Source organism: Candidatus Clostridium stratigraminis, assembly GCF_045310675.1.
Taxonomy (GTDB): Bacteria; Bacillota; Clostridia; order Clostridiales; family Clostridiaceae; genus Clostridium_AT; species Clostridium_AT stratigraminis.
In genome coordinates, this window is record NZ_JBJHZZ010000018.1 from 29,341 (window position 1) to 51,965 (window position 22,625).

21 protein-coding genes are annotated in these 22,625 nt (G+C 30.8%); 11 read left to right on the forward strand and 10 right to left on the reverse strand.

The annotated features are described in order from the left end of the window. The first annotated feature begins 1 nt into the window (after position 1). Together speD and ACJDUG_RS16085 are read left to right on the forward strand one after the other, a co-directional pair. Positions 2-826: an adenosylmethionine decarboxylase gene (speD, locus tag ACJDUG_RS16080; RefSeq protein ID WP_406770890.1), complete on the forward strand. Its 825-nt coding sequence runs from the start codon at positions 2-4 to the stop codon at positions 824-826. 304 nt (positions 827-1,130) lie between these two features. Continuing rightward, complete coding sequence (locus ACJDUG_RS16085) at positions 1,131-1,490, forward strand: CPBP family intramembrane glutamic endopeptidase (protein ID WP_406770891.1); 360 nt, start codon at positions 1,131-1,133, stop codon at positions 1,488-1,490. Between the two features lie 6 nt (positions 1,491-1,496). Here the strand turns inward: ACJDUG_RS16085 and ACJDUG_RS16090 are convergent, their stop codons facing one another. Continuing rightward, positions 1,497-2,096, reverse strand: a complete 600-nt coding sequence (locus ACJDUG_RS16090) for an accessory gene regulator B family protein (protein WP_406770892.1) — start codon at positions 2,094-2,096, stop codon at positions 1,497-1,499. A 159-nt stretch (positions 2,097-2,255) separates the two neighbouring features. Between ACJDUG_RS16090 and ACJDUG_RS16095 the strand changes: the two genes are divergently transcribed. Next, positions 2,256-2,996 (forward strand): LytR/AlgR family response regulator transcription factor, encoded by a 741-nt coding sequence (locus ACJDUG_RS16095; RefSeq protein ID WP_406770893.1) that lies wholly within the window; start codon positions 2,256-2,258, stop codon positions 2,994-2,996. Continuing rightward, positions 2,984-4,333, forward strand: coding sequence for a sensor histidine kinase (locus ACJDUG_RS16100; RefSeq protein ID WP_406770894.1), 1,350 nt, complete (start codon positions 2,984-2,986; stop codon positions 4,331-4,333). The genes ACJDUG_RS16095 and ACJDUG_RS16100 overlap by 13 nt, the downstream gene beginning before the upstream one ends. Before the next feature lie 27 nt (positions 4,334-4,360). Here the strand turns inward: ACJDUG_RS16100 and ACJDUG_RS16105 are convergent, their stop codons facing one another. Further along, positions 4,361-4,501 (reverse strand): AgrD family cyclic lactone autoinducer peptide, encoded by a 141-nt coding sequence (locus ACJDUG_RS16105; RefSeq protein WP_406766556.1) that lies wholly within the window; start codon positions 4,499-4,501, stop codon positions 4,361-4,363. A gap of 254 nt (positions 4,502-4,755) precedes the next feature. On the opposite strand from ACJDUG_RS16105, the gene ACJDUG_RS16110 reads away from it, so the two are divergent. Beyond that, positions 4,756-4,920: a hypothetical protein gene (locus ACJDUG_RS16110; RefSeq protein ID WP_406770895.1), complete on the forward strand. Its 165-nt coding sequence runs from the start codon at positions 4,756-4,758 to the stop codon at positions 4,918-4,920. A gap of 448 nt (positions 4,921-5,368) precedes the next feature. Here ACJDUG_RS16110 and ACJDUG_RS16115 read toward each other — a convergent pair whose 3' ends face one another. From ACJDUG_RS16115 to ACJDUG_RS16125, 3 genes are all read right to left on the reverse strand, one after another. After that, positions 5,369-6,586 carry a sensor histidine kinase gene (locus ACJDUG_RS16115; RefSeq protein ID WP_406770896.1) on the reverse strand — a complete coding sequence of 406 codons (1,218 nt, stop codon included), beginning with the start codon at positions 6,584-6,586 and terminating at the stop codon, positions 5,369-5,371. Beyond that, positions 6,570-7,262 carry a response regulator transcription factor gene (locus ACJDUG_RS16120; protein ID WP_406770897.1) on the reverse strand — a complete coding sequence of 231 codons (693 nt, stop codon included), beginning with the start codon at positions 7,260-7,262 and terminating at the stop codon, positions 6,570-6,572. The genes ACJDUG_RS16115 and ACJDUG_RS16120 overlap by 17 nt, the downstream gene beginning before the upstream one ends. 187 nt (positions 7,263-7,449) lie before the next feature. Next, positions 7,450-7,923 carry a DUF4342 domain-containing protein gene (locus ACJDUG_RS16125; RefSeq protein WP_406770898.1) on the reverse strand — a complete coding sequence of 158 codons (474 nt, stop codon included), beginning with the start codon at positions 7,921-7,923 and terminating at the stop codon, positions 7,450-7,452. A gap of 239 nt (positions 7,924-8,162) precedes the next feature. On the opposite strand from ACJDUG_RS16125, the gene ACJDUG_RS16130 reads away from it, so the two are divergent. From ACJDUG_RS16130 to rpsA, 3 genes are all read left to right on the forward strand, one after another. Then, positions 8,163-9,977, forward strand: a complete 1,815-nt coding sequence (locus tag ACJDUG_RS16130; RefSeq protein ID WP_406770899.1) for a DUF2207 family protein — start codon at positions 8,163-8,165, stop codon at positions 9,975-9,977. Between the two features lie 30 nt (positions 9,978-10,007). Beyond that, entirely contained in the window at positions 10,008-10,553 is a 546-nt protein-coding gene (locus tag ACJDUG_RS16135) for a LemA family protein (RefSeq protein WP_406770900.1), read from the forward strand. A gap of 119 nt (positions 10,554-10,672) precedes the next feature. Continuing rightward, a complete protein-coding gene (gene rpsA / locus ACJDUG_RS16140; protein WP_406770901.1) occupies positions 10,673-11,854 on the forward strand; it encodes a 30S ribosomal protein S1 in 1,182 nt (393 codons plus the stop codon). A 104-nt stretch (positions 11,855-11,958) separates the two neighbouring features. On the opposite strand, the gene ACJDUG_RS16145 is transcribed toward rpsA, so the two are convergent. From ACJDUG_RS16145 to glgB, 5 genes are all read right to left on the reverse strand, one after another. Continuing rightward, positions 11,959-14,397, reverse strand: a complete 2,439-nt coding sequence (locus ACJDUG_RS16145; RefSeq protein WP_406770902.1) for a glycogen/starch/alpha-glucan phosphorylase — start codon at positions 14,395-14,397, stop codon at positions 11,959-11,961. Between the two features lie 143 nt (positions 14,398-14,540). Beyond that, the gene (gene glgA / locus ACJDUG_RS16150) at positions 14,541-15,971 is read right to left on the reverse strand and encodes a glycogen synthase GlgA (protein ID WP_406770903.1); all 1,431 of its coding nucleotides are present in this window, start codon (positions 15,969-15,971) and stop codon (positions 14,541-14,543) included. Positions 15,972-15,991: 20 nt separating this feature from the next. Further along, positions 15,992-17,101: a glucose-1-phosphate adenylyltransferase subunit GlgD gene (gene glgD / locus ACJDUG_RS16155; RefSeq protein WP_406770904.1), complete on the reverse strand. Its 1,110-nt coding sequence runs from the start codon at positions 17,099-17,101 to the stop codon at positions 15,992-15,994. A 17-nt stretch (positions 17,102-17,118) separates the two neighbouring features. Beyond that, a complete protein-coding gene (locus ACJDUG_RS16160) occupies positions 17,119-18,261 on the reverse strand; it encodes a glucose-1-phosphate adenylyltransferase (RefSeq protein ID WP_406770905.1) in 1,143 nt (380 codons plus the stop codon). Then, positions 18,209-20,173, reverse strand: a complete 1,965-nt coding sequence (glgB, locus tag ACJDUG_RS16165; RefSeq protein WP_406770906.1) for a 1,4-alpha-glucan branching protein GlgB — start codon at positions 20,171-20,173, stop codon at positions 18,209-18,211. The genes ACJDUG_RS16160 and glgB overlap by 53 nt, the downstream gene beginning before the upstream one ends. A 274-nt stretch (positions 20,174-20,447) precedes the next feature. Here glgB and surE point away from each other — a divergent pair, with 274 nt between their 5' ends. The 3 genes from surE to ACJDUG_RS16180 all read left to right on the forward strand — a co-directional run bounded on the left by surE (position 20,448) and on the right by ACJDUG_RS16180 (position 22,226). After that, complete coding sequence (gene surE, locus ACJDUG_RS16170) at positions 20,448-21,200, forward strand: 5'/3'-nucleotidase SurE (RefSeq protein WP_406770907.1); 753 nt, start codon at positions 20,448-20,450, stop codon at positions 21,198-21,200. A 160-nt stretch (positions 21,201-21,360) separates the two neighbouring features. Continuing rightward, positions 21,361-21,519 carry a rubredoxin gene (rd, locus tag ACJDUG_RS16175; RefSeq protein WP_406770908.1) on the forward strand — a complete coding sequence of 53 codons (159 nt, stop codon included), beginning with the start codon at positions 21,361-21,363 and terminating at the stop codon, positions 21,517-21,519. A 143-nt stretch (positions 21,520-21,662) separates the two neighbouring features. Next, positions 21,663-22,226, forward strand: a complete 564-nt coding sequence (locus ACJDUG_RS16180; RefSeq protein ID WP_406770909.1) for a nucleotidyltransferase family protein — start codon at positions 21,663-21,665, stop codon at positions 22,224-22,226. Positions 22,227-22,625: the final 399 nt, after the last annotated feature.

The window sequence follows — 22,625 nt, forward strand, 5'->3', positions numbered from 1 at the left end:
ATTGAGCAAGTTAACTGAAAAAGAAGATAAATTAAAACTTTATGGGTTCAATAACTTAACAAAAACTTTAAGCTTTAATATCTATGATATTTGCTATACAAAGACAGAAGAGGATAGAAAAAAATACATCGAATATATAGATGATCAGTATAATTCGGAAAGACTAACAAAGATATTAACCGATGTAACTGAAATTATTGGTGCCAGCGTACTAAATATTGCAAAACAGGACTATGATCCACAGGGTGCCAGTGTAACCCTATTAATTTCTGAAGAAGAGGTGCCATTATATGTGCTGGATCCATCCTGCAACAGAGGTATATTAACCCCTGCTCGCGAAAGTGTGGTAGCCCACTTAGATAAGAGTCACGTAACGGTACATTCTTACCCGGAAAGCCATCCTCAAAATGATATTAGTACCTTTAGAGTGGATATTGACGTTTCCACCTGTGGAACTATTTCTCCGTTAAAGGCCTTGAATTATCTTATAGACAGCTTTGATTCTGATGTTATAACTATTGATTATAGAGTTAGGGGCTTTACTAGAGACATTCATGGCTATAAGCATTTTATAGATCATGATATTACTTCTATACAAAATTTTATAGCTAAGGATACCATTGATAGATATAACCTTATAGATATGAATATCTATCAATCCAACATATTTCATACGAAGATGAGGGTAAAGGATATGGATCTGCCTAATTATCTTTTTGAAATAAAGGAAGAGGACTTAAGTGGGGAAGAAAGAGAAGAGATTGTTAAGAAGCTGGATAGAGAAATGACAGAAATATTTTTTGGTATTAATGTTCCAAATATGTAAATTAAATTTTATAATAAAGACATCAAAGCTTTATAATCTATAGCTGAGATGTCTTTTTTATGTAAATATTGTAGTATATATTTATAACTAAAAGAAATATAACTTCGAAAGGGTAATTAATATGATCAATAGTATTAGGTTGGAGATTACAGGCATATTAATATATTTATTGCTATTTATAATACCGATTATTACATATTTGAAATTCAAGGAAAAGGTCAATCCACTAACGGCGCTAAAACTTAATAATGAGCCTTTAAAAAACATACTAAGAGCTATTTTGATAGGCCTTGTATACATATTATTGCTTATTGTAAAAAATGAGCTTACAGACAGAAGGCCTATTAATTTGAGTATAGGTATAATGTGGGTATCAGTGTTTTTAGTGGGTATTTTTGAAGAAGTACCCTTTAGGGGCTTCCTGCTTCAAAAGCTTTGTAAAAAATTAAATTTTATACAAGCCAATATTATCACAACTTTATTATTTGTATTAATTCACATACCTGAGTGGATTTATTCTGGAGCAGATATAATTAAATCTTCCTTCACGGTTTCAATAGTTAGTCTTGTACTTGGATATTTATTTAAGGAGTATGATTCTTTGTGGATACCCATAGTGTGTCATTCCATATTTAACTTTACCACTTGGATCGGACTTAAGTAGATAGGGTTATTCAAATTTTTTATAATTTTTATAAGGACTTTTAAATAATATATATGCAGCTGGTGTTATGAGAAGAGTTTCTATAAATACTGAAAATGTAATTAAATTCACATAAACACTATTATTTATGAACATAGTTATGAAGTATAAAATTATTACTGCTAGACTTGAAAATATTTTTAGCTTTAAACGAACTTTTTTGCTGGTGAGTGGTTTTGCTGCTGTGTCTGCAGGTGCAAATAACAATACAAGACAAAGACTTATTAAAAACAATAATGTTATATATAAATTGTTCAGATTTAATTTAAGACTTAAATATACGTTACCAAAAAATATTAAGAAGTTTGAAATAATACATTTTAAACTTGAGGTAGCATGAATACCAGATGCAAAGCCTCTAATAAAGCCAAAGCTAATCAATGCAATAAAGGTATATCTTGCTATTCCAATAAGGTATGCGGCTAAAAAGAGAATAATTAATTTTGTGATATTTGCCAGAATAGAATCAATACCATACTTTATTTGTTCTAATTCTGTATTAGACTTATTAAGAGAGCCTTTTATGAAATTCATTAAGTTTTTACTTATAATATCAGAAATATCCATATAAATACCATCCTAAAAATATTAAACTTAGTTGATTTTATAATGTCATATGTTGTAATTAAAGTCAAGAATTAATAGAATATTGGATTAATTTCAAATTAATGCTATAATATAAACAAATTATGTGTTAGAATTTGTTAAAATATGAGGTTAAATTAAATGCTTAGTATTATAATTTGTGAAGATAATGATATACAAAGAAAAGCCATTGAAGCTATCATAAATAAGAAAATACAGGATTCTAATTTGGATTTATTTATTAGCTTGTCAACTAATACACCTGAAGTGGTAATTGAACATGTGGAAGCCTCTAGAGGAGTTACTTATATTTACTTTTTAGATGTTGAACTTGGTGAATCAATAAATGGTATTGAGCTTGCAAGAAAAATTAGAAGATTTGATCCTAAAGGCTATATTGTATTTATCACTTCTCATTCAGAATTAACTTTATTAACTTTTCAATATAAAGTACAAGCTATGGATTATATAGTTAAATATGATTCAAAAGATATGAAGGAGAGAATAGCAGAGTGTATTGATGCTGCTTACAATGATTATAAAAATTATAAAATAACTGATGCAAATATGCTTCCTATTAACATAGGAAACAGAATCATTTACTTTAACATGGATGATATTTTATTTTTTGAAACAACTAATAAGGATCATAGAATAAGAATTCATACCTGTGAGGAACAGTTAGAATTCTACGGAACTTTAAAAGATATAGAAAAAATAGTATCAGATTATTATTATAAGCCCCATAGGTCTTATCTGGTAAATACAAAGAAAATAAAAAGTATAGATAAAGATAGACTAATTATACATATGATTAATGGAGAAGAATGCTATATTGCTTCACGTTATTTGAGAGGACTGTTAAACCTATGTTCCATGTAGTTTTTATTGTTCTATATCCGCTTTTAATGGCGACTATATTAAGTGTAATTATTTTTAATATAATTTTTACAAGGCCCAGCAAAAAAAGTATATTTCTATTTACTATAACTAATTACTTTCTTATAGGAATATTTCACTATTTAAATCAGGATAAATTATTATTCCCAATGATTGCTGTTGCTGCTTTTGTATATATTTATTTGGTAATAAGAAAGTTGTATTATTCAATTATTACAGCTATTATTTCTTGCTTAATTTTTATTATAAGTGACGCTGTAGCAGGAGTATTAACCATTTATATTTTAAACTTAAACTATGCTGCATTTGAAAAAAGTGAAAAGGCTTATTTTATTACCGCTGCAGTTATTGTTATAATGGCCTACCTTATAAGTAAGTTAGTTAAATTAATGAGTATCAAATTTCAAATGTATAATAATATATTAAGGGAATATGCAAAAGAGAACTTATTGCTTATTTTATATATTGTTATAGGGATATGTTCCATTTATGCAAACTTAATGATATACAAGCAATTAGCCCCAAATGTTAATAAATTAGTTTTGTTTTTGTATATACTCACTATTATTGCATTTTTTACTATCGCAGTTGTATTAATTACAATAAGCAATAGAAATATTAAAAACAAGCTGGAAAATCAATTTAAAACTCAGGAATATGAGCAGCTAAAAGATTATACAAATATGCTTGAGATTGTTTCAAATGATACTAGAAAGTTTAGACATGATTACTTAAATATACTTAAAACCTTAGGAGATTTTATAGAGGAAGAGGATGTAAAAGGGCTTAAGGAATTTTATAATAAGGAATTAATGCCTGGGAGCAATATAGTTATTGGTGAAAACAAAAATCTAAGTTTACTTCAAAATATAAGGATTATTCCACTAAAGGGACTAATTTCTTCAAAAATTATAGATGCTCAGTCTAATGGAATAAAAACAAGCATAGAAGTTGTTGATGTTATTGATTCACTTTCAATTGGTATTATTGATATTTGCAGAATCATGGGAATAATTTTGGATAATGCAATAGAAGCAACCCTCTGCTGTGAAATTAAAAAGGTAAACCTATCTATAGTACGAAATGATGATAATACTATAATAACCGTTATTAATACTTGTACAAGCAATACTCCACCAGTTCATAAGATTTATGAAAAGAACTTTACTACAAAAGGTGAAGGAAGAGGAATGGGTTTAAAAATAGTTAAAGAAATAATAAATGAAAAATACAGCAATGTTTTGCTGAATACTAAAATTAAAGATGGTATATTTAAACAAGAAATTAATATTTTTCAACAAGAAAGAACGACAATGTAAAAATTGTCGTTCTTTCTTTATGCCTAATTATTTCTTATATAAGGATTCAGGCATTTTAGGTTCACCAAATAAAAGCACCCAGCACATAGACGTGGATGTTGATGCAATAAACATAGCTATTGCACAGATAATAAGAGAAAGCTGTTTTTTGAAATTTAATTTTTTCATAATTAGAGTTCCTCCTTTATTTTTATTTAGTAAGGCACGCAATATCTTATGTAATAATTTAAATATACCACAAAATTACAGATTTTTTTTATAATATGTCGTGAAATGCATAAAATACGTCGTGAAATGTTGAATAAGTTATTTCACGACTAAATATTGACATTTCACGACATTTAATTGAAAGTAAGTTTAAAGAGATGATAAACTATATTTATATTATCGTTAACCATTTTTTATGTAAATGAGGTGTTATAATGGGTCAGGTTAGAATTTTAAAATTTGCATCAGCTTATTCTCTTATAATTTTCTTGTTTCAACTTGCAATTTTTGGAACATTCAATGTTTACCTTATAAAAGTTATGATAGTGGCTTTATTATTATGTTTAGTAGCCTGGTTGTTAGGAGATAAAACAAGCTAATAATTAATAAAACTATCGATTTAGATTTTTAAAAGCTATTAATGTGGAAAATATGAATGTTATTAACAAAACAATAAAAAAGATTATCCAGATCTTTGACTCATAAATATGCTCAATTACTATTAATGATAATATGAAAAACAATAATAATCTAATCATGATACCGCGGAAGCCTTTTTCGTTCATAATGCACAGCTCCATTCTACAATTTAATTAAATTAAAGTAAAAGTTTCTATAATTCGACTATACTATGCACAATTAGGAGAAACAATAGTTATATCGTAAAATGGCCTTTTTTAGTCGTGAAATGTAGCAAGGGAAAATTTCCCCTTAAGAAAGTGTCAATTTTAATAATTTAGAGATATTCTTTTCTAATGCTAACAAGGTTCCCCCTTTCCATTAAAACAGGCTTAATAGCCCATATGGGTATAAGCCTGTTTTGTTTTGCTATATAGGTATCCTTAAACTCATTTTTGTTCCGTAATGAGGTCTGCTTTGTACCTCTACACTGCCCTTGTGCTTTAAGATAATCCATTTAGCTATTGATAATCCTAAACCGGTGCCACCAGATTTCTTGGTTCTTGATTTATCAGCTCTGTAAAATCTATCAAAAATGTGAGGCAGGTCCTCCTTTGAAATACCAATACCTGTGTCATCAATTTCTATAACTAGACTCCCGCCTTTAAAATAAGAATTTAACTTAATATTTCCTCCTTCTGGAGTATATTTTATGCTGTTATCTATAAAAATCCGAAGTGCTTGTTTAAGCAGATTTTTGTCTGCTACTATTTTTAATTGCTCATTTTTTTCATTAATTATATTATGGGTACTATCAATCATTTTTGTTTCTTTAATGACCTCATCTATTACTTCTTTTACTTGAAATTCTGACATTTCTATCTTTTGGGTGTTTTTATCACTACGGGCAAGAAATAGGAGTTGTTCAATTAAATTTTTCATATTTTCAGCTTCAGACTTTATGGCAGTAACTGACTCATCAAGAACCGCCTTATCTTCCTTGCCCCACCTATCTAGAAGATTGGCATAGCCTTGGATTACAGCTATTGGTGTTCTAAGTTCATGGGAAGCATCAGAAACAAATCTGTTTTGTATTTCATAAGAGTCCTGCAATCTATCTAGCATTTGGTTAAAGGTTATTGCCAAATCCTTAAGCTCATCCTTTGAACCACTTATGTTTAATCTAGTATTCATATTTTGAAGTGATATATTTTTAACTGCATCAGTCATTTTTTTAACTGGGAGCAGTAATTTTTTACTCATTTTTGATCCAATCCCCAATATAATCATAAGAAACAACAAATCAGTTGATAAAATCACCAAAACTATGATACCAATGTAATTATTAACCTCTATAGTATTCTTAGTAAATTCAATATATAATAAGCCCTGGTCCGTTCTTATATTGTCGGCATGTTTTTGAATAAAGTATATAAATCCTGAAACTACTGCTATATTTGATAACAGCAAAAAGAAGGAAAAGATGAAAGCATAAAAAGTAGTAATTTTAAAGCTAATTGAGAATCTCAGTTTATTTATAACATAGTTAAAAAGTTTAGGTACTGCCGCCAAAGTAAATTTTAATATCTTTAAAATTTCTGAAAAGAATAAATTTCGCTCTTTTAAGTTTTTATTTTTCTTTATCATTTTTAATCATATATCCCACCCCTCGAATGGTGTGAATAAACTTTTTATTATATTTATCATCAATCTTACTTCTTAAATATCTTATATAAACATCTACGACATTAGTATCGCCATAGTAATCAAAGTCCCAAACAGCCTCAAGTATTTTATCTCTAGTCAGCACTATATCTTTGTTTTCTATAAGATATTTTAATAGGTCAAATTCTTTTTTAGTTAAATCTATAATATTATTATCATAAGTTACAGTATAGTTTTCTAGATTAATGCATAATTTTTCAAGTTCCATGGTTTTCGAATTAATGGGTTCAGTTTTTTTCTTTCTTAGCGCTGTTCTAATTCTGGCCAGAAGCTCTTCTATAGCAAAAGGTTTTGTCATATAATCATTTGCTCCTGTATCCAGCCCCATTACTTTATCAATAATATCATCTTTAGCAGTAAGCATTATGACCGGTACTTCTGAATTTTGCCTAAGCCTTCTCAATACCTCCATTCCATTAAGTGAAGGAAGCATGATATCAAGAATTATTAAATCAAAATTTCCTTCAAGGGCCCTGTTAAGTCCTTCTCTTCCATCATGGCATTGGGAAACTTCATAGCCTTCATATTGGAGCTCCAGCTCAATAAATCTGGCTATTTTTATTTCATCTTCAATTATAAGTATTTTTTGATTAGCCAAGCTCTACCACCACCTTAATTTATAAACATAACCTTAATTATGCAGCAAGAAAAAGAAGAACAAATCTACTAATTATCGCTGCATAAATTAAGTTTACATATTGCTAATTTATATTACAACTGTATTATAAAAAAATATTTACTATAAATAAATAGGCACGAACTGCTTCGTGCCTATTTATTCAAAATTAATTATTACTTGAGCTGCAGCTATCATCTTCAGTTAGTTTTCTTTTAGTAGAATCTACAGTGTCGGCCACCTTATTCAGTACCTCATTTACTTGAGTACAGTCTCCCTTAGGTCCTTGGAATTTTATTCTATGACCTGTTAATAAAACTATCAATAAAACAATAAGTGTAAAGTAAGGTGCAATAATAGTTATAATAACTGCTGGTGTAACTGGCATACTCAAGACAATATTTTCATGTTTCTTAATTATTAGCTTTGTTCTGTTTCCTTTTCTAATGATTTTTTTAACAGTTTCCCAAAAGGAGTTTTTTCTCTCTGTACTTTGCTGCTCATTCACCATATTTTGCTTCTCTAAGTAAATAAGTGCCTCAACTAAATCGTCATTACATTTTTCTAATGCATCCTTTGCTGCTTCATAACTTACATTTGCTCTTTTCCTTAATTCATCAATTTTTTCTAAACTTACTGACATTATAATAACCTCCCAAAACTTTTATTTTTTCTATAGTTTTATTATAGGCAAGATATATTAGTTAAGAATTAATGAATTATTAGAATTTCATTAGAAAAATTTGGCGAGCTTTAACTAGCCTTGGAAAAAGTTATTTTTTAATCATGGAATACAATTAATAAACATAGTATAATATTGCCATAAAGTTAAAATTTGGTTAATGGAAGTTACGTTGTTATCTAATTCATGTGGAGGTAATAATGAAGAATAAATTAGAATTTTTTTTATTCAGTATTCTATTTATATGTACGACCATAATAAGTCCTAATTTTAAAGTAAAAGCTGATAATTCATCCTTATTGATTAATAGATATATTGTAAATGCCGAAGTGTTAAGTAATGGAGATATGAAGGTTGAAGAAAATGTGGACTTTACCTTTAATGGAAGCTTTAATGGAGTAACAAAGGAAATACTTTTTCCAGAAGGAACCTCTTTAGATAATTTAATTGTTAAAGAAGGTGAGAAAAATTATAAAATGACAAGCTCAGCTGTTAAAGGCAGCAGCGATGTATATACCTTGGAACCTAAATCAAGTGAGGCTATTATGCTTTGGATCTATGTGCCCTCTTCAAATATGGATAGAAATTTTAAAATATCCTACAATATTAAAAATGCAGTAAAAAAATATAGTGATACTGGTGAGTTATATTGGAAGTTCATAGGTAATGAAAACAAGACACCTATCAGTGAAACCTCTATAAGTATAGAATTGCCAGCGGATGCTAAAAAAGAAGACATAAAAGTTTTTGCTCATGGCCCTTTAACTGGGAATTCCTCAATTTTAGATAATAGAATTTTAAATTTAACTATAAATAACCTTCCTGAAGGAAGATATATAGAGGCTAGATTACTGTTTCCACCCCAATTAATTCCTGGTGCTAAAAGAGTATATGCAGAAGAAGCCTTAAATAAAATATTAAGCGAAGAGGCATTACTAGCTGATGAAGCCAATAAAGCACGGGAAGAGGCAAGAAATCAAGAGCAAAATGGAAGCTATAACAACTTTCCTCTAAAACTGCCATATAAGGAGGAGGCTAATAATAGACTTGGAGGTATTCTTGTATTTATTTTAATAGGTGGAGGTATTTCTTTATGGGTTTACTTAAAGAATAAATATGGAAGTGACCCTGCTCAGGATTTTGATGGTAAGTATTATAGAGAGCTGCCTGGAGATTATTCACCTGCGGTAATGAGTGTTCTTTACTATAACAGTGTAAGTAATAGAGATATAACAGCCACACTTATGAATCTAATAAGAAAAAAGTATTTAAAACTTGATGTCTTAAAAATACAAAAGAAAAAATTATTTGGGAAAAAAGAAGAAACGGACTATGTTGTTTATAGACTAAAAAGCACTGATAATTCATTACTAGCGCATGAAGAATTTCTTATGGATTGGCTTTTAAATGATCTAGGAGATGGAAACAGCATAGCCTTTAGCAGCATCAAAGAAGTAACAAGTAAGACTGGAGCTGCTATTGAATTTAGAAACAAATATAACATATGGTGTTCATTAGTTAAGGAGGATTCAGAAGCATATAATTTTTTTGAATATAGTGGGGTACTAAGTTTTAGACATAGAAGTATATATGGCTCCAATCAATTTGCAAGATGGAAGGCCTTTAAAAATTTTCTGCAGGATTTCAGCAACTTAAAGGATGCAGAGCCGCCTTCCTTAGTTTTATGGGAACACTTTTTAGTTTATGCAATTTCTTTAGGTGTGGCACAAAGGGTACTAGAGCAGCTTACTATAGTTATCACTGAAGGTGAAATGTATAAATATGGATATGATTTAAATATGCTAACATTTTTATATTACTCTCACTTTACTAATGATGGAGGAAATATATTCAATCAAATTCAGGATATCACAACCACCTTTACAGATTTAACTGACTCAGCCATGGCTATAGCTAATTCTTCTATCTCCTCAGGATCTGGTGATGGAGGTGGCTTTACAGGAGGTGGCTTTGGCGGCGGAGACAGTGGCGGCGGAGGCTTCGGAGGTTTTTAATGATCAATGTTATTTGCAAGGAGGGGGATTATGATTTATGTTGTCTTAGGTATTTTGGTATTATTGATATTATATATTATATCAAGCTATAACGGACTTATTAGCAGAAGAAATAAGGTAAAAGACTGCTGGTCTCAAATGGATATACAGCTAAAAAGAAGGTTTGACTTGATTCCAAACTTAGTTAACACTGTAAAAGGCTATACACAATATGAAGCAGAAACGCTTCAAAAGGTAGTAGAAGCGAGAAGTAAATTTATGAAGGCAATCTCACCAGAAGAAGCTATAAAGGCCAATGGAGAACTTACACAAGTGCTAAACAGACTAGCTGTAGTGGTTGAAAGATATCCAAATTTAAAAGCTAGTGAAAGCTATAAATCTTTGCAAAATCAGCTTATTGAAACAGAGAACAAAATAAGTTTTTCAAGACAGTTCTACAGCGATACGGTTATGAATTATAATAACTATGTACAGAGCTTCCCATCAAACATTATAGCTTCTATATTCAATTTCAAAGAGGAAGCTTATTTTGAAACCTCAAAATCAGAAAGAGAAAATATAGAAGTAGAACTATAGTGAACTAACTAAGTTGACTCTGTTATAAAAATACTTATTTTTCTTTATAAAAAATATAATTTATGATAATATTAAAATATTGGGATTATTTTGAAGCTATATGAGGAGGCAAGTTTGCTATGGATAATAATGAAGAAGTTTCAATGCAAGATTTTATGGATGCACTAGGTGATTCTTTAAAGAGAATTAATAGTGGTGATGTAGTTAAAGGAACAGTTATTTCTGCTTCTGATGATGCAGTTTTTGTTAATATTGGCTACATGGCTGATGGGGTTATAAGCAGGGAAGAGCTATCATATGACGGGACAGTTAACCCAAAGGATATAGTAAAGCCTGGTGACGAAATATATGTTTACATACTCCAAGTAAATGACGGAGAAGGTAACGTAGCATTATCTAAAATAAAAGCAGAAGAACACAAGGTTTGGGATGAATTTGAGGAATCTCTTAATGAGGGAAAAACAATTGAAGTTAAGGTAAATGAAGCTGTTAAAGGTGGAGTTACAGCAAATATAAAAGGCGTAAGAGCCTTCATACCAGCATCACAGCTATCTTTAAAGTATGTTGATGATTTAAAGGATTTTGTAGGAAAGATCTTAACAGTTAGAGTAGTTGAACTTGATATGGATAAGAAGAAAGTTGTACTTTCTAGAAAAGAAGCTCTAAAAGCAGAGGTTGAAATTAAAAAGCAAGAAGTATGGGCTTCACTTAAAAAGGGAGAAAAAAGAACAGGAATAGTAACTAGACTTGCTAAATTTGGTGCTTTTGTGGACCTAGGAGGTATAGATGGACTTATACATATTTCAGATCTATCTTGGAAAAGAGTTTTAGATCCAGCTGAAGTGGTTTCAGTAGGAGATAAGGTTGAAGTTTACGTTATTGACTTCGATAAATCAAAGGATAGAATTTCTCTAGGACTTAAAGAAGTTACAGAGGACCCATGGAATAAGGTCTCATCTATGTTTAAGGTAAATGAAATAGTACAGGGAACTGTGGTTAGACTTACTGACTTTGGAGCTTTTGTAGAAATTGGAGAAGGAATAGATGGTCTTGTAAGAAACTCTGAAATAGCAGAAGAAAGAGTATCAAAGGCTTCAGCTGTTTTAAATGTAGGAGACAAGGTTAAGGTTAAGATTCTTGAATTAGATTCAAAAAATCAAAGATTAGGTTTAAGCATAAGAGAAGCAAAAAATAGCGCTGAAAGAGAAGAAATAAAAGATTTCTTAGGAGATAAATCAGAAGGATTAACATTAGGAGATCTTTTAAAGGATAAGTTTAAGAATTTTAAATTTGAAGAATAAAATATTATATTGGTTTCTTGTTTAGGTAATAAAAATGCGGAAGGGGAGCTTAACATGAGCCCCTTTCCGCGTTTTCAGCAAGTGTCCAAGTAAAAAACTTTAATTTAATGAGCAGGAATTCCCTCATGTTCTCTAGTACCCCAAATCTCTCTTGAATATTCTCTAATTGTATTATCACTTGAAAAAGTACCTGAATGAGCAATATTCATTATACACATTTCATTCCACTTTGCTTTATCTCTATAAAGCCTATCTATATTTTCCTGAGCTTTTACATAGGCGTCAAAGTCCTTTAATACAAAATACTCATCATTAAACATTAGCAGTGAATCATATACATCTTTGAATTCTGAAGGAGAGGTTCCTAAGGAGCCGTTTATTAGCTGATTTAATATTTTATTTATCCTAGGGTCATTGTTATATATATCCCAGGATGAGTAGCCTCCATATTTGTTATAGCTTATAACTTCATTGGCCCTTAAGCCGAATATGACAATGTTGTCCTCTCCAACTTCATCCTTCATTTCAACATTTGCACCATCTAAAGTTGCTGCTGTTATAGCACCATTCATCATAAATTTCATATTTCCAGTTCCAGAGGCTTCTTTTGAGGCAGTAGAAATCTGTTCACTTATATCTGCACAGGGAATTATCTTTTCAGCTAGTGAAACGCTGTAGTTTTCTAAAAATATTACTTTAAGCTTATTATTAATACTTGGATCATTATTAACTAAATTTGCCACGCTGTTAATAAGCTTAATTATTTGTTTTGCAAGTCTATAGCTTGGTGAAGCCTTTGCTCCAAAGAAAAAGGTTCTAGAAAGAAAATCTAAATTCGGATTTTCCTTAAGACTATTATATAAATACATAATGTGAAGAAGGTTCAGCAGTTGTCTTTTATAGGCATGTAGCCTTTTAACCTGTACATCAAATATTGAGTTTGGATTAATTTCAATACCATATTTATTTTTCACTTCATTTGTAAACTCTATTTTATTAGCCATTTTCACAGATGCAATTTTGTTTTGAAGGGCTTTATCATTTTTGTATTTTTCTAATTTAACTAATTCCTTAGGGGACTTAATCCATGCAGCTCCAATAGTATTTGTAATTAAGGAGCTTAAATTTGGATTGGCTTTCATAAGCCAGCGTCTGTGAGTTATTCCATTAGTTTTATTGTTGAATTTTTCAGGATAAAAATCATAAAAGCTAGCAAGCTCTTGATGCTTTAATATTTCAGTGTGCAGATTGGCAACACCATTTACAGAATGGCTGCCTACTATAGCCAAATGAGCCATTTTTACAAGTCCATCTTGGAGTATTGACATGCTGTTTATTTTTCCCCACTGATTTGGATACTTCTTACTTAAATCATCACAAAATCTTCTATTTATTTCTTCAATTATCATATAAATTCTTGGAAGAAGATTCTTAAACATATCATTAGGCCATTTCTCAAGTGCCTCTGACATAATTGTATGATTTGTATAGGCCATTGTATTTTTAGTTATATAAAAGGCTTCCTCCCAAGGTAGAAGTTCGACATCAACTAAAAGTCTAATAAGTTCTGCAACAGCAACAGAAGGATGGGTATCATTAATATGAATTGCCACATGCTTATGCAGCTCATTTATTGAAGAACCTGATTTTTTATAATTTCTAATTATACTTTGAAGACCAGCACTAACAAAGAAGTATTGCTGCTTTAACCTAAGTAGGCGTCCTTCAAATTTACTATCATCTGGATATAAAATCTGTGAAATTGATTCAACGGAAGCCCTGTATTCTTCTGCTTTTACATATTCACCTCGGCTAAAGGTGGAAAAATCAAATTCCCTTTCGCAAGGCTCCGCACTCCAAAGCCTTAATGTGTTTACTATATTATTATGAAAGCCTACCACAGGAGTGTCGTAGGGAACAGCACGAACTGGTTCGTAATTCTCATGAATAAAGGATAATCTTCCATTAATATATTCAGTTCTTATACTTCCGCCAAAATGAACCTCCACAGCTCTATTTTCTTTTCTAATTTCCCATACGTTGCCTTCTCTCAGCCAATAATCAGGAATCTCCACCTGATAGCCATCAACAATCTTTTGTTCAAAAAGACCGTGTTTATATCTAATACCACAACCATGGCCTGGTACACCAATAGAAGCCATAGAATCTAAGAAGCAGGCGGCCAGTCTTCCCAGGCCTCCATTACCAAGCCCTGCATCATGTTCTATTTCTTCCAGGTCATTTAAATCTATACCAAGTTCTTTAAGGCCATCTATGCAAATTTCTCTAATTCCAAGGTTTAAAAGATTGCTGCCTAAAAGCCTCCCAATTAGAAATTCCATAGAAAAATAATAAACCTGTTTTTCTCCAGATTTTAAATAATAGCTATTTGTACCTACCCAATTTTCTGTAACATAGTCTCGTATTAGGCCCCCTAGGGCAAAATACTTGTGAAGCTTTGATGAATCTTCGATATTTTCCGCAAAAGTGTTCATTAATTTTCTCTTATAATCAGATTTGAATTTTTCTTTATTAAGCTTCATTAATTTCCTCCTCTAGCAATATTACGATATGAGAATTATGTCTAATCTACTTTTATAATAATTATGTTCTTCATATTTTATAAGTTTTTCTTAAAATATTAGACAGCAAAACAATTGCTGTCTAAAAATTTGTGCATTAACTTTTACAATAGTGAGGTATATAAGTTTCTATACTCTATAGCTGATTTGCTCCAGCTATTATCTTCCTGCATTCCATTTTTCACTAAATTATACCATACCTCTTTATTGTTGTAAAAGGCTAAAGCTTTTTTAATTGTAAAGAGCATTTCGTGTGCATTATAATTTGCAAAGGAGAAACCGTTCCCTTCATTAGTATATTCATTGAAAGGTTTCACTGTGTCTTTTAAGCCTCCCGTTTCCCGAACAATTGGAAGACTTCCATACCTTAGAGCAATTAGCTGACCAATGCCGCAGGGCTCAAATAGCGAAGGCATAAGAAACATATCAGAAGCTGCGTAAATTCTTTTGGCTAGTGTATTGTTAAAGGTAATATTTGAAGATAATTTATTTGGATATACATCTGCATAATACTTAAACATTTCCTCATATTTTTGTTCTCCGTTGCCCAGCACTACTAATTGCAAATCAAGCTCTAGAAGTTCTTCAATAACATGGGCTACAAGGTCAATACCCTTTTGACCTGCAAGCCTTGTTACCATGGCAATCATAGGTGTATTTTCATTAACAGGCAGGTTTAAACTTTTTTGAAGCTCTAATTTATTTTTTAATTTTCCTTCTATACTTTCTTGGTTATAATTATAAAAAAGCTCTTTATCCTTTTCAGGATCATTTAGCTCAGTATCTATACCATTTACAATACCTAAAAGGTCTCCGCCCCGTACCTCTAGAAGTCCATGCAGCCCTTCACCATAAAAGGAAGTCTTTATTTCTTCAGCATAGGATTTACTTACTGTAGTTATTTTATCACAGAAATTAAGACCACCTTTCATAAAGGATACGCCATCATAATATTTAAGCTTTTCTTCTGTATAATAATCCTCACTAAGGTTTAATAAATCTCCTAAAATATCCTTTGAGAATACTCCTTGGTACTGCAAATTATGTATAGTAAAGATAGTTTTTATATTATCAAATCTAGGATTTTCCTTATAGTGTTCTTTCATAAGAGGAGGTATCATTCCCGAATGCCAGTCGTTAAGATGAATAATATCAGGATTAAAATCAATCATGTGATTAACTGCTTCCAATACTCCCCGTGAGAAATAAGCGAAGCGTTCTCCATCATCAAAGAAGCCATAGGAAGCAGCTCTTTTAAAATAATATTCATTATCTAAAAAGTAAAAAGGAATACCATCATACTCTAAGTATTGAAGTCCGCCATATTGATTTCTCCAGCCAACAGGAACGTTAAAGGTTGCTAGAGTAAGCATTTTACTTTTATATTCCTGTTTAATTTCGGAGAATTTAGGAATTATTACTCTTACATCTAAACCTAATTTTCGAAGGGCTTTTGGAAGTGCGTAAGCTACGTCACCAAGGCCCCCTGTTTTAATTAAAGGATGTGCTTCTGATGCAACAAATAATATTTTCATTAACTGTCCACCTCACATTTTTATTTAAATTTAGATTTTCTTTCTACAACTAAGGGAATATCTTTATCACCTTTAAGTTCTTTTCCTTCTTCTATAACAATGCCTTTATCTATAACTATATTAGTTAGCTTAGCTCCTGATTTAATTACACAGTTTTGCATTATAATGCAGTTTTCAATTTCTACATCTTTATGTATATTTACTCTTCTAAAAATAATACTATTTTTTACCTTACCTTCAATAACACAGCCGTTTGCCACTAAAGAATTTTCTGCTTTAGAAGTTTCGGTATATTTTGTAGGAGGTTCATCCTGGGTTTTAGTAAATATTGTTCCATTCTCAGAAAATAGTTCACTGCTTATATCTAAATCTAATAAATCCATATTGGTTTTATAGTAAGCTTTAATTGAATTTATACAACTTAGATAACCATTAAAGCTATAAGCATTTACGTTTAATTTACCCATTTTTTCATAAATTGCTTCTTTTATAGAATTATAATGGCCAGTTTTAATACATCTAAGAAGTAATTTTATTAATACTTCCTTTTTCATTATAAACATATCCATAGATATATTGTTTTGATCATCTGTACCTATATTCTTACCTACTGTTAATACTTTATCGCCTTCAAGATTTAATACATCACAGTTTATAAAACTGGTTTCATCACTATAAACATTTTTATAGATTATGGTTACATCTGCCCCAGACTTTTCATGGAAGGCTGCTGCAGATTTATAGTCAATATTACATACCATATAGGAGGAGGATATAATTACATACTTTTCTTTGCTTTTATAAAGATATTCTATATTATTTTTAAGAGTTTCTATTTCATTAATGTATTTTCCTGAGTAGCTGAAGTTAAAAATAAATAGACCGTTTATTTTTCTTGCAAGGTCCCAAGGCTTCCCTGAACCTAAATGATCCATAAGGGAGCGTGTCTTGCCATCTGTAAATATTCCAATGTTACTCATGCCTGAGTTAACTAAATTAGAAAGCACAAAATCTATAATTCTGTATCTGCCTCCAAAGGGTATAGAGGCAAGAGGCCTATTTTTAGTAAGTCTTCTTATGTTATCTTCATCTTCATTTAACAGTATAATACCCATGTAATCCTTAAGCATCTTAATTCTCCTCCCTATTAAAGTTTTGAATCTGCATCTATAACTTGTCCTTCACCAACCACCTTTATTGAATTTCCATCACCAAGAATAGTATTTTCCTCTATAATAACGTCACCACCAATAATTGATTTTGTAATTACTGAATTATCCTTTATCTTTGTATTAGACATAACTACGGAGTCTAATATTGTGCAGTTTTTGCCAACTGTTACTCCTGGGAAAATCACAGAGTTTTTAACTTCACCAAAGACCTTGCAGCCGTCAGTAATTAAGGAATTGCTAATAACTGCATTTTCACCTATAAACTGAGGTGGAAGTGAGGCATTTACTGAATAAATTTTCCAGCTGTGGTCGTGGATATTTAATTCGTTATTATCATCTAATAAATCCATATTAGCCTGCCATAAGCTTTCAATAGTGCCTACATCCTTCCAATAGCCTTTAAAGGGATAAGCAAACATTCTTTTATTAGCCTCAAGCATCTTTGGTATAATGTTTTTTCCAAAATCATTACTTGAAGTCTTATCAGCTTCATCTTTAATTAAAAATTGTCCCAAGGTTTCCCAGTTAAATATGTAAATACCCATGGAAGCAAGATTACTTTTTGCCTTTTTGGGTTTTTCTTCAAACTCATATATTTCAAGGTTTTCCTTTGTATTCATAATTCCAAATCTATGGGTTTCCTCGTAAGGAACTTCCATAACTGCTATAGTTGCATCTGCATTATTTTCCTTATGAAAATCCAGCATATTAGAATAATCCATTTTATAAATGTGATCACCAGAAAGAATAAGTACATATTCAGGATTGTAATTATCTATAAAATTCATATTTTGATATATTGCATTTGCTGTACCCTTATACCAGTCGCCGCCGGTTTCCCTCATGTAAGGAGGAAGTATACTAACACCACCGTTATTTCTGTCAAGATCCCAAGGGGTGCCGATTCCTATATGAGAGTTAAGAACAAAAGGTTGATACTGTGTTAAAACACCAACGGTATCTATTCCAGAGTTTGAACAGTTGCTTAGTGGAAAATCAATTATTCTGTATTTTCCACCATAAGGCACCGCCGGCTTTGCAATGCCTTTGGTAAGAATGCCCAGTCTACTGCCTTGTCCCCCAGCTAGTATCATTGCTATCATTTCTTTCTTCTGCATTTTCTATGCTCCTTTCTAATTTATAATTATATGAAGGTTTTATTATAATTAATGACAATGGTGGAATTGTAAGCTTTATGTGATAAGGTTCGCTATGCCAATTCTCAGGCCAAGGTCTTATGAATGTTTCATTTGTTTTATTTGTGCCACCATATAAGTCACTATCACTGTTAAATACTTCTTTATAATGGGTAAAAACTGGAGCACCAACCTTGTAATTAGTATAGGAAACCGGTGTAAAATTACATATAATAATTAAAAAGTCATTTTTATTAATTCCAGACCTCATAAATGAAATAATACTCTGATCAGCATTTTGATGATCGATCCATTTAAAGCCTTCATTATTGTGATCTTTTTCCCAAAGAGAGGGTTCTTTAATATATAAAAAGTTTAAGTCTTTAACGTAGGCTCGAAGTGCCTTATGCATTGGATAACTTAGCAGTAGCCAATCAAGTTCCTCTGCAAATCTCCATTCAATAAATTGACCAAATTCTCCGCCCATAAATAGAAGCTTTTTTCCTGGGTGGCACATCATATAACCATAAAAGAGTCTTAGGTTGGAAAACTTCTCTGAATAGTCACCTGGCATTTTATTTAAAAGAGACTTTTTACCATGCACAACCTCATCGTGAGAAAGCGGAAGTATAAAATTTTCGCTAAAGGCATACATAAGTGAGAAAGTTATTAAATTATGATGATACTTTCTATATACTGGGTTCATCTGCATATATTTCAGCATGTCATTCATCCAGCCCATATTCCATTTGTAATTAAAGCCAAGGCCTCCTAAGTATACAGGTGCTGTAACTGCAGGAAAGGTGCTAGAATCCTCAGCTATCATCAGCACATTAGGAAAATGGCTAAAAATTGTTGAGTTTAATTTCTTTAAAAAATCTATGGACTCTAGGTTCTCGCTTCCTCCATATTTATTTGTAAGGTTACTTTTATCGCTTTTGCCATAATTCATATAAAGCATATTTGCTACTGCATCTACTCTTATGCCATCTATATGGTATATATCAAACAAAAATAGAGCATTTGATATTAGAAATTGTCTTACCTTACTTTTGCCTAAATCAAAATTTGCTGTACCCCAATCATTTTCACCTAGTAGAGGGTTTTTATATTCATATAGGGGGAAGCCATCAAAATTATATAAACCATGGGCATCCTTGCAGAAGTGCCCAGGAACCCAGTCTAGGATAACACCGATGTTATGCTCATGAAATTTATTTACAAAATACATAAAATCCTCTGGAGCTCCATACCTACTTGTAACAGAGAAGTAACCCGTACTTTGGTATCCCCAGGAAGCGTCTAAGGGATGCTCTGTAATAGGTAATAGCTCTATATGTGTATAACCCATTTGCATAATATATTCCAAAAGTTTATCTGCAATTTCTCTATAATTCATAAAACTATCATTTTTCTTTTTCCAAGAGCCTATATGAAGCTCATAAATGTTTAAGGGATTATTGTAAATGGAATTTTCCCTTCTCTTAATAAGCCAAGGACTATCCCCCCAGTTAAAGGAGGTTAAATCAGTAACTAATGAGGCAGTATTCGGTCTAAGCTCTGAACAATAGGCATAAGGGTCTGCTTTAAGTAGTTTTTTTCCTGATGTTGTTGTTATTTCATATTTATAAATCTCATTAGCCTTAATATATGGAATAAATAAGGTCCATATATTAAGCTGTTTCTTCAGCTTCATTATATGCTCTTTGCCGCACCAATTATTAAAGCTTCCTACAACACTTACTGCTATAGCATGGGGAGCCCATAAGGTAAATCTAGTTCCATGAATTCCATGCAGCACCGTAATATGGCTACCGAAAATATTATAATTTTTTAAATGCGGTATTTTATTTAAATTTACTTTAAGTTTTCTTCTGGGCTTATTAAATTTCATAGTTGTAACACCTCTGCCTTAGTTAAGATGACTATGAGAAAAGGCAGAACTAAATATGTTCTGCCTTTTAAAATTTAAAGGCTTAAAATAATAATGTTGCAATTTTTAAGTATTAATCCTTCAAATAAAATACAAATATTGTGAATGTTCTATAATTACAGTGTACCTGTATCTTAGTAGCTAGTCAATTAAATTACTATTTAAATATGTTAATTTGTTATACTATATTATATACAAAGATTATTTATGAATTTTATTTAAGGATGGTGGACTTATGAGACTACTTATAACTAACGACGATGGAATAAATGCAGAGGGAATATATATTTTAGCAAAGAAATTAGAAAAGAATCATGAAGTTACAATTGTAGCTCCAGATAATCAAAGAAGTGCCTGCGGACATTCAATAACCTTAACAAGACCCCTAATATTAAAAGAAGTTAAGCTTAGTAATTTTAATTCAAAGGCCTATAGCTTAGATGGAACTCCAGCAGATTGTGTAAAGTTTGCTCTAGATAAACTTCTAAAGGGCAAAATTGACATGGTTGTTTCAGGTATAAATAAAGGTGTTAACCTGGGTACAGACGTTATATATTCGGGCACAGTATCAGCAGCAATTGAGGCCGCAGTATATAATGTTCCTTCCATAGCAATTTCTTCTGAATTTATAGGGGATAAGGAAAACTATGATGTAGCAGCAAAAACCGTAGAAAGTGTACTTGTAAATTTAAAAGACAAAGCTGTTAAGGATGATGTGGTTTTAAATATTAATATTCCAATGCTTCCGGAAGAGGAGATAAAAGGCATAAAAGTATGCAAAATAGGCAGCAGAACTTATAATAATGTTTATTTAGAAAAAGAGGACAGTGAAGGAGAGATGATCTATGAAATAGTTGGAGATATAAAAGAAGGCTCAGAAAAAGATACAGATGTTTATTATTTCAAAGAAGGCTATATAACTTTGACACCTCTTCATTATGATCTTACTAACTTTAAAATTTTAAAAACCGTAGAGGAATGGTTTTAGAAAAATTTTTGTAATACTGGAATAATGTATTTAGCTATTAGGACATAATAAACATGATAAAAACCTAAATAATTTCTCTTTTTTCACTTTACATTTTACATATAATTTGGTAAGATATAATAAAAATTAGGAAATAATTATTATTTAAGGAGGAATATAAATGAAAAAATATGTATGTTTAGCTTGTGGATATATATATGATCCAGAGTTAGGTGATCCAGATAACGGAGTTAATCCAGGAACTTCATGGGAGAATGTACCTGAAGATTGGGTTTGCCCACTTTGCGGTGTAGGTAAGGATCAATTTGAAGAAGCATAAGAAAATCTAAGCAATCTCAATTGAGATTGCTTTTATTTTTTAAAGATAATAAAAATTTATATAATACTTATAATGTACAGAAATTAAATAGGGATTAGCATTTATAGTTTATTTGTAATTATTATAGAAAGGAAAAAATATTTATGTTAGAAACTTTAAGTTATATAGGTGAGAAGCTTAATAATGCAGGAATCTTATGGGCAGTAGGAGCGTCTATAGTTTTAACTAATTATGGATTAGTGGAAAAGCCTAATGATATAGATATATTAGTAGATATTAATGATATTAAAAAAGCAGATGAAATATTAAAAGGAGTTGGCATGAAGAAGCCATTGAAAGATGGAGAATCAACAATATATTCCACAAAGTACTTTTATGAATATATTGTAAATGGTATCGATGTGGACGTTATGGCAGGCTTTGCAATTAATTTTAATGAAGGCACATATGAATATAGCTTTGATAAGAAAGCTGTTACATATTCAATGAAAGCTAATGGTGTAGAAATACCCCTAACATCTTTGGAAGATTGGTATGTCCTATATCAACTTATGCCTGATAGAGAAAAAAAAGTTAAGATAATTGAAAAATATCTATTATCTAATGGAATAAAAGAAACTCATCTTATTAATAGAGCATTAGATAAAAAACTTCCAAATAAGATTAGAGAAAGAATAGAATTATTAATAAGATCTCAAAAGAAGTAATAACACTATCATTAATGTGAACTTTTCATATTTTCAGTCATTATGTTGATACCTTGCCTAGTGTATCGGTACATGAAATATAAAGATATCAGTAGTTTTTTTAAGAAATCTAAACATAGTTAATTAAATTAACAAATTCGGCATCTTCATATAAGTCAATCTGTGATATTATAAATAACGTCGCAAAAATAAATCGACAAACTAATATCGACAAACTAATTTAATTTTACACTGCGAGCTTAATCAACTCGAAATTACTTATAAAAAAGTATTGACAGAGTAAAAATTAAATGATAAGATATAAAAGCTGTCAGACGACAGTAAACAAATTGGTCTTTGAAAATTAAACAGATATATAATAAGGTAAAAAACCAGCAATTCTTTTATTTAATTAAAGTA

Bases quoted from the DNA above. Each gene is read 5' to 3' on its own strand.
- ACJDUG_RS16090 (WP_406770892.1), bottom strand. From the start codon at position 2,096: ATGGATATTTCTGATATTATAAGTAAAAACTTAATGAATTTCATAAAA.
- ACJDUG_RS16095 (WP_406770893.1), top strand. From the start codon at position 2,256: ATGCTTAGTATTATAATTTGTGAAGATAATGATATACAAAGAAAAGCC.
- ACJDUG_RS16100 (WP_406770894.1), top strand. From the start codon at position 2,984: ATGTTCCATGTAGTTTTTATTGTTCTATATCCGCTTTTAATGGCGACT.
- ACJDUG_RS16105 (WP_406766556.1), bottom strand. From the start codon at position 4,501: ATGAAAAAATTAAATTTCAAAAAACAGCTTTCTCTTATTATCTGTGCA.
- ACJDUG_RS16110 (WP_406770895.1), top strand. From the start codon at position 4,756: ATGGGTCAGGTTAGAATTTTAAAATTTGCATCAGCTTATTCTCTTATA.
- ACJDUG_RS16115 (WP_406770896.1), bottom strand. From the start codon at position 6,586: ATGATAAAGAAAAATAAAAACTTAAAAGAGCGAAATTTATTCTTTTCA.
- ACJDUG_RS16125 (WP_406770898.1), bottom strand. From the start codon at position 7,923: ATGTCAGTAAGTTTAGAAAAAATTGATGAATTAAGGAAAAGAGCAAAT.
- ACJDUG_RS16130 (WP_406770899.1), top strand. From the start codon at position 8,163: ATGAAGAATAAATTAGAATTTTTTTTATTCAGTATTCTATTTATATGT.
- ACJDUG_RS16135 (WP_406770900.1), top strand. From the start codon at position 10,008: ATGATTTATGTTGTCTTAGGTATTTTGGTATTATTGATATTATATATT.
- rpsA (WP_406770901.1), top strand. From the start codon at position 10,673: ATGGATAATAATGAAGAAGTTTCAATGCAAGATTTTATGGATGCACTA.
- ACJDUG_RS16145 (WP_406770902.1), bottom strand. From the start codon at position 14,397: ATGAAGCTTAATAAAGAAAAATTCAAATCTGATTATAAGAGAAAATTA.
- glgA (WP_406770903.1), bottom strand. From the start codon at position 15,971: ATGAAAATATTATTTGTTGCATCAGAAGCACATCCTTTAATTAAAACA.
- glgD (WP_406770904.1), bottom strand. From the start codon at position 17,101: ATGCTTAAGGATTACATGGGTATTATACTGTTAAATGAAGATGAAGAT.
- ACJDUG_RS16160 (WP_406770905.1), bottom strand. From the start codon at position 18,261: ATGCAGAAGAAAGAAATGATAGCAATGATACTAGCTGGGGGACAAGGC.
- glgB (WP_406770906.1), bottom strand. From the start codon at position 20,173: ATGAAATTTAATAAGCCCAGAAGAAAACTTAAAGTAAATTTAAATAAA.
- surE (WP_406770907.1), top strand. From the start codon at position 20,448: ATGAGACTACTTATAACTAACGACGATGGAATAAATGCAGAGGGAATA.
- rd (WP_406770908.1), top strand. From the start codon at position 21,361: ATGAAAAAATATGTATGTTTAGCTTGTGGATATATATATGATCCAGAG.
- ACJDUG_RS16180 (WP_406770909.1), top strand. From the start codon at position 21,663: ATGTTAGAAACTTTAAGTTATATAGGTGAGAAGCTTAATAATGCAGGA.